Below are 8,722 nucleotides of genomic sequence, written 5' to 3'. Positions count from 1 at the left end.
TTATATCTTATTTACGCCTAATCCCGCTTTATCGTCCTGCTGAATTTATTTCAGCATCTTTTTAGCGTGAAAGACCCTGAAATAAATTCAGGGTGACGACCGTCTTAACAGAAAACTTGATTAAAACGCCACAAAATGAGATTTAATAATCGAACTCAGGTTATTAATTGTTTTTTTCTTTAAAATTACATCCAATTCTCATTTTTACGCTCTACCTGATATAGCCAGTAATTTACCAGCTGTTTAATTTCGGTATAATTTCCATATTTAAAATGAATCTGACCCGCAGCCGTGTGTAAAGTGAGGTGGCCAACATCCACTCCTTTATGCCAAGGGTATTGAAAAGTGGTAATGGCCTGAATTTTATTTGGCTTTACAATTTCATTCGAAATATCCCAAATCCCGCTGGTTTTGATGATGAAATCTTGGCTTACTGAAATCTGATGTCGGCGATAACTGATGTAAATCATCAAAATACCAATGATTAAGTAAGCAATTGATACGCCGATATACGGCTTAACCTCAGGAACGTTAAACGCAATAATTAAAAATGCCACCAAAGGCAAAATCAGTTTAAAGAAAATAGGTAAATTCAAAAAACGCCAGTCGGGGATAAAAGTTTTTGACTTTAACGGTGTTTGGCCCAATATCATTTTTAACAATTCATCCCTTTCGCCAGGATTACATCCCGGAATTTCCAAAGTGTTTCCCTGCATTTCATGCCCTTTTTTACTTTGACCAAAATGAGCCTGCTTTAAACTCATATTTAGCATATTCATCTTTTTCTGAAAGTAATTCTGGCTGTATTTGGTAATCTGGACTTTATTCGGACTAATCAAGGTATTTTTCTTGGCAATTAGCCCTGAAGAGAGTAAAAGTGTGTTTTTATGTTCGCTAATTTCCAGCTCGAAATACTTATAAAAGGTTCTAACCAGGTTAATAATTAACAGTACAATTAAAAGGCAGGCAATTAAGATAAAAATTGTAACAATGGTTAACATACCCGTTACCGTGCTCTGAATTTCATCTTTATTAATTTTAAAAGCATCAAGCAGTTGCCTGCCTTAATAAATAACGGTGTAAAAAAAAGCAGTAAGTAAAGCTAAACTTTGTCCATAATTAGAGGTTAGTCCTACTTTAAACAAAGTCCATGCACTTATTCTTAAAAATGGTGTTTCTGCTGGCTTGTGGTTTTTATGTTCAATTTCCGATTGTGTTTCAGTTACGGTTCTTCTATTTAATAAATGTTCTTTAAGGTTATAGGCGGAAGTTTCGTCAATTGCTTTTATGCTTACTTCTTCTCCATGAGCACCGGCTGTATCGATTTTTAACCCATAAACGCCGATAATTTTCTGCAGAATATTCTGGTTAATGTTAACCTGCTGTATTTTATCAAGCTGAATAATTACCTGATCGCGGTTGAATATGCCCTTATTCACCACAAATTCCTGCTTTTCTTTATCTAAAAAGAACGTAAATTTCAAATACCATAAATAAGCAAATATAAAACTGAATACAATTATCGCAGAAATGCCCAATATCAGGTAGGTGAAAGAAGTGCTCGACATCTTTACAAAGGCGATAATGAATAAGAAAAAACTCGCCTTACCAATTTTTAGCATGGTATGAGCACCCATTATAATGATACCAAAGGCCGATTCCCGCTGCGGTTTACTAAAATCGTTATTCATTGGCATTCAATTCTGTTGTTGGATTTTCAAGCAGGTCTAGATTTTTCAAAAGCAGATCCCTGATACGCTTGGCATCATCAATTGCAATCCCCGAAATATGGATATGCCCCGTTTGGCCACCTGCAGTAAATAGCTGTAATGATCCCAGTTTATATATTCTGGAAAAAATCCCTTCATTTAATTCGATATGCTGAATCCTGTTTAAAGGAACAATTGTTGTCGATTCGGCAATAATGCCACTTTTGTATATTACGTCATGTATGCGGATGGCATACCCCCGTTTCTTAAAACTGGCGCGAAAAAGTAGCGAAAAGATGGCAAATAAAGCTAAATAAAGGGGGATAATCCATTTGGCGTTTGTTCTTACTTCATCAACTAAGAACAGGAGTATACCAACAGCTATTCCCAGCAGGCCAAAAAAGATCAGTAGATTAATACAGATGATTTTCCAATAATCGGGGTGTGGCCGGCTTAACTGAATTTCTTCGTATTTTGGAAGAAGATCGAGATCAATAACTTCATTGGTGAAAAATGTCTCAGTAGTCATGGTTAAAGGTATAAAACATTATTAATCTATAAATAGACTAATATTTAAATCTTTTGTTACCTGGCCACAATAAACTTTTTTGCAGAATTGTATTGACCAGAATCGGAAGAGATTTTAAAGAAATAAATGCCAGGAACAAAGGTAGAGGTGTTGATTTCTAAGGTGTGTTTTCCGGTATTAAGGTATTCATTTACTACTGTTTTAACCAAGCGGCCCATTAAATCAAAAATCTGAATATTAATTTTATCCGTTTCGGGCAAAACAACATCAATAAATGTTTGCATAGCTGCAGGATTAGGGTAATTCTGAGAAACGGTAAATTTTAAGAATTTATCAAAAATTGCTTTATTAATGGCATCGAAAATTACATAACTCACTAATTTGTAACCGCGTGCATTTGGATGAAAGGCATCCTGATAAAGCGAAAAATCACGTCGCATTGCTGCATTTACATCAGCTAAATAAATTTTATATTCTGCAGCTAATTTTCTGTAGGCTGTATTAAGGCTTTTGATATGGGTATTTACAGCAACATAACTTTTAATGGTTCTATCATCAACAAACTGGAGTGTACATAAAATTGGAACTAATTTCTGTTTAAGGCTTGCCGTAATCAATACCCGCATATTAGCAACGGTTTCGGCTACACTTCCTTTACCAGTAGTCATTGCAACGGCATCATTAATGCCCATATCAATTACAATAAAGCCGCTTCTATTGGCTATTGCATTATCAATTCTGAGCAATCCCTGGAAGGTTGTCTGGCCGCCGATACCATGGTTGGTAATGTCGACTATCTTATTGGTATAACAATTCAAAAAGTTGTTCTGCAGCATGGTTTGGAACCCCAATCCCTTAACACCTTCAACAGTACTGGCTCCAAAGGTTACAATATTTATACTGTCTTTCGAATAATATTGGGCTGCTTCTGGGCAACTTACTCGGGTAGCGGGTGTTCCTTGAGCTAAGGAAGAAATGCGGACAACAAGAAGCAGCAGCAGAGATAGAAATACTTTTGCGCTAAACTTCATTGTTAAAATTCTTTCGTACAGGATTTAAGGATATCTGTTATTGGCGCAATTTACAAAAAAGTAGATATAATTAATGCTGTGCTATATTTTTTTACAAACATTAAATCATTTTTTTGTATTTGTTAAAAGACGCGTTTTAAGTTTAAAAAATAGAACCCTGATTTTGGATCTTAAAAAAATAATTAAACCCATTAACCGTGTGGCTATAAGCAAAATTTTACACTGGTATGGGGATAATTTATTAAGCGCTTAAGTGCCTTTTTATTTGGTAAAGCCTATATTTGTCCAAATTCATTTTGTTATGCAAGAGATTAAAAATTATGTAGAAACGCACAAACAACGTTTTTTAGATGAGTTGTTTGAGTTATTGCGTTTTCCATCGGTAAGTGCTGATCCGAAATACAAAGGCGATGTTTTAAAAACAGCTGATTATGTTGCGCAGAAATTAAAAGATGCAGGTGTAGATCAGGTAGAAATTTGCCCAACAGCAGGATATCCTATTGTTTATGGTGAAAAAATTATAGATGCTTCTTTACCCACTGTTTTAATATATGGTCATTACGATGTTCAACCGGCAGATCCATTAGAACTTTGGCATACACCACCTTTTGAGCCAACAGTACGCGATGGTAAAATTTATGCCCGCGGCGCTTGCGATGATAAAGGACAGTTTTATATGCACGTAAAAGCATTCGAACTGATGATGCAAACCAATACTTTGGCCTGCAACGTTAAATTTATGATCGAAGGCGAAGAGGAGGTAGGTTCTGCTAATCTGGGTATTTTTGTAAAAGCAAATGCCGAGCGTTTAAAAGCCGATGTAGTTTTAATTTCTGATACTTCGATGATTAGTATGGAACATCCGTCAATCGAAACCGGTTTGCGTGGTTTAGCTTACATGGAAGTTGAAGTAGTTGGTCCGAACCGCGATTTGCACTCTGGAGTTTACGGTGGGGCAGTAGCTAATCCTGCAACTATCCTTTGTAAAATGATCGCTTCATTACACGATGAAAATAACCACATCACTATCCCTGCCTTTTATGATAAAGTGCTTGAGTTAACAGATGAGGAGAAAAAAGCATTAAATTCTGCACCTTACGACGAAGCAGAATACAAAAAGGATTTAGATATCGAAGAAGTTTGGGGCGAGAAAGGTTATTCAACCTTAGAGCGTACAGGTACCCGTCCAACTTTAGAAGTAAACGGAATTTGGAGCGGTTATATTGGTGAAGGGGCAAAAACCGTATTGCCAAGTAAAGCCAATGCAAAAATTTCTATGCGTTTGGTTCCTCACCAAAGCTCAGAAGAAATTGCAGAGATTTTTACCAAACATTTCGAAAGCATTGCGCCTAAAAATGTAAAGGTAAAGGTTACGCCTCATCATGGCGGCGAACCAGTGGTAACCCCAACTGATAGTATTGCTTACCAGGCAGCCGAAAAAGCAATTGAAGATAGTTTTGGTAAAAAAGCTATTCCAACGCGCGGTGGAGGCAGTATTCCTATTGTGGCCTTGTTTGAAGATGCATTGGGTATTAAATCGGTGCTTTTTGGCTTCGGTTTAGATAGTGATGCTTTACACTCGCCAAATGAGAAATATGATATCTACAATTATTATAAAGGAATAGAGACTTTGCCGTTATTCCATAAATATTTCGCAGAGCTGAGCAAATAAGCTTAACCACGCATTCAGGCTGAACAATATTATATTTGTCAGTCTGAGCGGAGTCGAAGACCATCCCTGCCTATTTAATATAAGCAGGGATTTTTTTTGAAAGCGAATCTTGATTTTTTGTAAATGAACGGGTAGTTTTTCATAGGTGCTGTAGCCCCGCCATCGCTTATAGTCCTCATTTCGCTGCGCTCCATTCCGGGCTATTTAGCTCTGTCGGGTTTATTGGATAAAGTGCAGTTCTTTTTTGAAAGGCTTGTTATTGCTAGGAGGATTTATGCATCCTGCAGCCCTGAATAGTAATGGTAGCCCTGCCACCTAAACCCGACCGTAGTGTAAAACCCACAGGCCGAAGCATGAGGCCGAGGATTTGAAACGAAGGGCAGGACCGGTTTAACCAACTGGCTTGGGGTTTTGCTTTCCAAAACACTAAATAAATTTAACTTTATATGGTCAGTCTGAGCGGAGTCGAAGACCTTTATTAGTCGAAATAAAAAACATATATCCTTCAAGAGGCTACCATTGATGGATTGTAAAAATCGGCGTCATTGCGAGGAGGAACGACGAAGCAATCTTTCACGCTAGTGATGCTTGCCATAAAGATTGCTACATAGGCTGAAAAAGGCCTTTCGCATCCGATAGCTATTGATGATGGTCATGCACTCGGTCCGTCACCCTGAACTTGTTTCAGGGTTTTACTATTATTATAATTTTTCACCATATAAGGCATGTAAGAAACATATGAGGCATTAAGCTTATATGTAACTTATGTGTCTTATATGGTTCGGTTTTAGGCGGTATATCACAAAGGCACTGAATTTTGCGTTCTTTGTGACTTAGTGGTTAATATGTTCTCTGCTGTTATTAATATTGATTTTATACAATTAGTTACCCCTTTTAGACAATATTAGCGCTTAACCTGAAGCTAAATATACATTCTGCATTTACCAGAGCTTATTATTAGTAGATATTGTCAGTCTGAGCCGAGTCGAAGACCGTACCTATCTTTAAACAGCCTTACGCTTTTGCTTTCCGTAATTGCGGTTAAACTAATGGACTAATTTTTTTACCACGGATTTTTTTCTAAATTGCTGCCATGAAATATCTATTCTCATCTCTTTTACTTTTATCTGGACTTACTTCTTTAGCTCAAGATACTAAAACGATTAATCAGTCTGGAAATCCAATATTTAAAGGCTGGTATGCAGACCCTGATGCTGCTATTTTTAACAATAAGTATTGGGTTTATCCCACTTATTCGGCCAGGTATAAAGAACAGGTTTTTTTAGATGCCTTTTCTTCAGATGATTTGGTGAAATGGAAAAAACACCCCCACATTTTAGATACTGCTGCTATAAAATGGGCTAATAAAGCCATGTGGGCACCGGCAATTGTTCAAAAAGATAAAAAATATTACCTGTTTTTTGGTGCCAATGATATTCAGAATGACAAAGAAATTGGTGGAATAGGAGTAGCTGTTGCCGACAAGCCAGAAGGGCCATATAAAGACCATTTAGGGAAACCTTTAGTAGATAAGTTTTATAATGGAGCGCAACCTATTGATCAATTTGTGTTTAAGGATAAAGATGGTCAGTATTATTTAATTTATGGTGGCTGGAAACACTGCAATATTGCAAAGTTGAATAAAGATTTTACTGGCTTTTTGCCTTTTGAAGATGGTACAACTTTTAAAGAAATTACGCCTGATAATTATGTAGAAGGCCCATATATGTTTATCAGAAATGGTAAATATTATTTCATGTGGAGCGAAGGCGGCTGGACTGGTCCCGATTACTCAGTAGCTTATGCCGTTGGCGATTCGCCATTCGGTCCGTTTAAGCGGATTGGCAAAATATTGAAGCAGGATGCGGCCATTGCTACCGGTGCAGGCCATCACTCTGTAATTATTAACGAGAAAAAAGGACAATATTACATTGTTTACCACCGTCGCCCATTAACCGAAACTGATGGCAATCATCGAGTTACCTGTATTGATGAAATGAAGTTTGAGGCAGACGGTAACATTCTTCCTATAAAAATCACAAATGAAGGTGTAAAAGCCCAGAAAGTTAAATAAATGCTGTTCAGCTGGAGATTTTATTCAATTTCCAGCTGCGCTTCACTTTTTTGTAAAACAGTTTTCGCCTGCTTTTTATTCAGTGTATTAAATCCCCAGGTGCATAATAAAAGCATACCCGCCAATCCCAACCAAAGCCAGTTATAGCCAAGATTCTCTGCTACTAAAAAGCCCAGATACGGACCAACAAGTTGTGCAAAGGACCAACTTAAGGTATAGCCTGCGGCATATAGTCCCCTGTTGTGCGCGTTACTCCTGCTGATTACAATGGTGTTTATAAAAGGTAAGGTAAGCATCTCCCCTGCAGTAAAAACAACGATGGTTAATATCGCCATAACAATGTGAAGACTTATTGGAACACTTAGTATCACATAAGCAGCCGAAAATAGAACAGCACCTATAATGATGAAAAATATGGGCGATCGTTTTGCCTCAATTTTATTGATCATCACCATCTCGAAAAGGGCAATAACAGCGCCATTGATACCGATTATAAGGCCGATGGCGAATTCATCAATATGCCATTCTTGTTTAAAAAATACGGGCACAATCCTGAACATTAAAAAGGCACAGGTAATAAATATTGTGGTGAGAAGGATAAACTTTACATAGAAAGCATCTTGCCACGGTTTCATAATAATCATATTATTGGCTGTTTCCTTTGCTTTTTTGATAAAGCCCTTCACCTGTGGTAAAAATGATAAGATCAACAAACCCACAATAATACTTACAACGCCTTCAACAATAAAAAGTAATCTATAATTAATAGAAGCGATTATACCTGCAAAACTGATCCCTATAGACCAGCCCATGTTTGTAGCCAACCTGTTTAAAGAGTATGATCTGGTTAAAGTACCTTCCGCGGCATAGTGGGCAACTGCTGTAAAATTGGCCGGTCGGAAAGCCTCCGAGAAAAAACTGATTACAACCGCCAGGATACAAAGACTATAAAAGTGGGTGAGGGTAGAAAATAAAATAAATAACAGGCCACTAACGATGGAGGATAAAACCTGTACCGGGCGAAAGCCAATCATGTCTGTTAATTTTCCACCTGTTGCCGAGCCAAGAACAGAACCAACACCAAATAAAATGATGATTAAGCCTGCATCTGTTACCGATCTATGCAAACTTTGGGTAACGAACAGCCCCATAAACGGAACTGACATGCTTCCGAATCTGTTAAATAGTATCACAAAGCTCAATAACCAGGTTTCTCTGCTTAAGCCACTGAATGATGTTTTATAGGTGTTAAGAATAAGTTTGAACATGCTGTATTTAGATGAGGTAAAAATAGCAAAAGCCAGATATTAATTAATCATCTGAATTCAATATCCGCTTTTTAGATTAAAAAAGATGAGCAAAAAATATCCCATAATTTTTCACAAATTTGCATCCGGAAACCGATCAAATGCCGCCAGTGTTGTGATTTGCTTCATTTTTTGACTACTGATTACAACAACTGCCAAAAGCTGGCGAAACCATATAGAAACGTTGTGATTTGCTTTCATTATTCATGGGTTGTTTATTTTATCAGCATTCATGAGCTCGTAAACTCGGTTCTTTGAATCATCGATATTTATAACAACGGATTGATTGGGTGAGGGGTAGTTTGAGATATACTTCTCGTCATTCCGGTACAGGCGGGAACCTTAAAGCGGTCGCTATTCTTGCCCTTCGCGCAGTCTTGCCTCGGCTCACCGCCGCCGA

Annotated in this window: 7 protein-coding genes; 2 read left to right on the top strand and 5 right to left on the bottom strand. The window is 37.4% G+C overall.

The window, feature by feature from the left end; genetic code table 11:
* Nucleotides 1-185: 185 nt before the first annotated feature.
* From AW17_RS22210 to AW17_RS22195, 4 genes are all read right to left on the bottom strand, one after another.
* Complete coding sequence (locus AW17_RS22210; RefSeq protein ID WP_029280273.1) at nucleotides 186-1,001, bottom strand: PH domain-containing protein; 816 nt, start codon at nucleotides 999-1,001, stop codon at nucleotides 186-188.
* A 63-nt stretch (nucleotides 1,002-1,064) separates the two neighbouring features.
* Nucleotides 1,065-1,691: a PH domain-containing protein gene (locus tag AW17_RS22205; protein WP_029280271.1), complete on the bottom strand. Its 627-nt coding sequence runs from the start codon at nucleotides 1,689-1,691 to the stop codon at nucleotides 1,065-1,067.
* A complete protein-coding gene (locus AW17_RS22200) occupies nucleotides 1,684-2,238 on the bottom strand; it encodes a PH domain-containing protein (RefSeq protein WP_051692041.1) in 555 nt (184 codons plus the stop codon). The genes AW17_RS22205 and AW17_RS22200 overlap by 8 nt, the downstream gene beginning before the upstream one ends.
* A 56-nt stretch (nucleotides 2,239-2,294) precedes the next feature.
* Nucleotides 2,295-3,269 carry an SGNH/GDSL hydrolase family protein gene (locus tag AW17_RS22195; RefSeq protein ID WP_029280267.1) on the bottom strand — a complete coding sequence of 325 codons (975 nt, stop codon included), beginning with the start codon at nucleotides 3,267-3,269 and terminating at the stop codon, nucleotides 2,295-2,297.
* A 301-nt stretch (nucleotides 3,270-3,570) separates the two neighbouring features.
* Between AW17_RS22195 and AW17_RS22185 the strand changes: the two genes are divergently transcribed.
* The gene (locus AW17_RS22185; protein WP_029280263.1) at nucleotides 3,571-4,941 is read left to right on the top strand and encodes a dipeptidase; all 1,371 of its coding nucleotides are present in this window, start codon (nucleotides 3,571-3,573) and stop codon (nucleotides 4,939-4,941) included.
* Nucleotides 4,942-6,034: 1,093 nt separating this feature from the next.
* Nucleotides 6,035-7,015: a glycoside hydrolase family 43 protein gene (locus tag AW17_RS22180; RefSeq protein WP_029280261.1), complete on the top strand. Its 981-nt coding sequence runs from the start codon at nucleotides 6,035-6,037 to the stop codon at nucleotides 7,013-7,015.
* Between the two features lie 20 nt (nucleotides 7,016-7,035).
* Here the strand turns inward: AW17_RS22180 and AW17_RS22175 are convergent, their stop codons facing one another.
* Complete coding sequence (locus tag AW17_RS22175) at nucleotides 7,036-8,283, bottom strand: MFS transporter (RefSeq protein WP_036670683.1); 1,248 nt, start codon at nucleotides 8,281-8,283, stop codon at nucleotides 7,036-7,038.
* Nucleotides 8,284-8,722 lie beyond the last annotated feature (439 nt).

Source organism: Pedobacter borealis DSM 19626 (genome assembly GCF_000708285.2).
GTDB classification, from domain to species: domain Bacteria; phylum Bacteroidota; class Bacteroidia; order Sphingobacteriales; family Sphingobacteriaceae; genus Pedobacter; species Pedobacter borealis.
This window is presented reverse-complemented; position numbering and strand designations above follow the sequence as displayed.

Excerpts from the sequence above, each read along its gene's own strand:
- AW17_RS22210 (WP_029280273.1), bottom strand. The coding sequence starts at position 1,001 with ATGTTAACCATTGTTACAATTTTTATCTTAATTGCCTGCCTTTTAATT.
- AW17_RS22205 (WP_029280271.1), bottom strand. The coding sequence starts at position 1,691 with ATGAATAACGATTTTAGTAAACCGCAGCGGGAATCGGCCTTTGGTATC.
- AW17_RS22200 (WP_051692041.1), bottom strand. The coding sequence starts at position 2,238 with ATGACTACTGAGACATTTTTCACCAATGAAGTTATTGATCTCGATCTT.
- AW17_RS22195 (WP_029280267.1), bottom strand. The coding sequence starts at position 3,269 with ATGAAGTTTAGCGCAAAAGTATTTCTATCTCTGCTGCTGCTTCTTGTT.
- AW17_RS22185 (WP_029280263.1), top strand. The coding sequence starts at position 3,571 with ATGCAAGAGATTAAAAATTATGTAGAAACGCACAAACAACGTTTTTTA.
- AW17_RS22180 (WP_029280261.1), top strand. The coding sequence starts at position 6,035 with ATGAAATATCTATTCTCATCTCTTTTACTTTTATCTGGACTTACTTCT.
- AW17_RS22175 (WP_036670683.1), bottom strand. The coding sequence starts at position 8,283 with ATGTTCAAACTTATTCTTAACACCTATAAAACATCATTCAGTGGCTTA.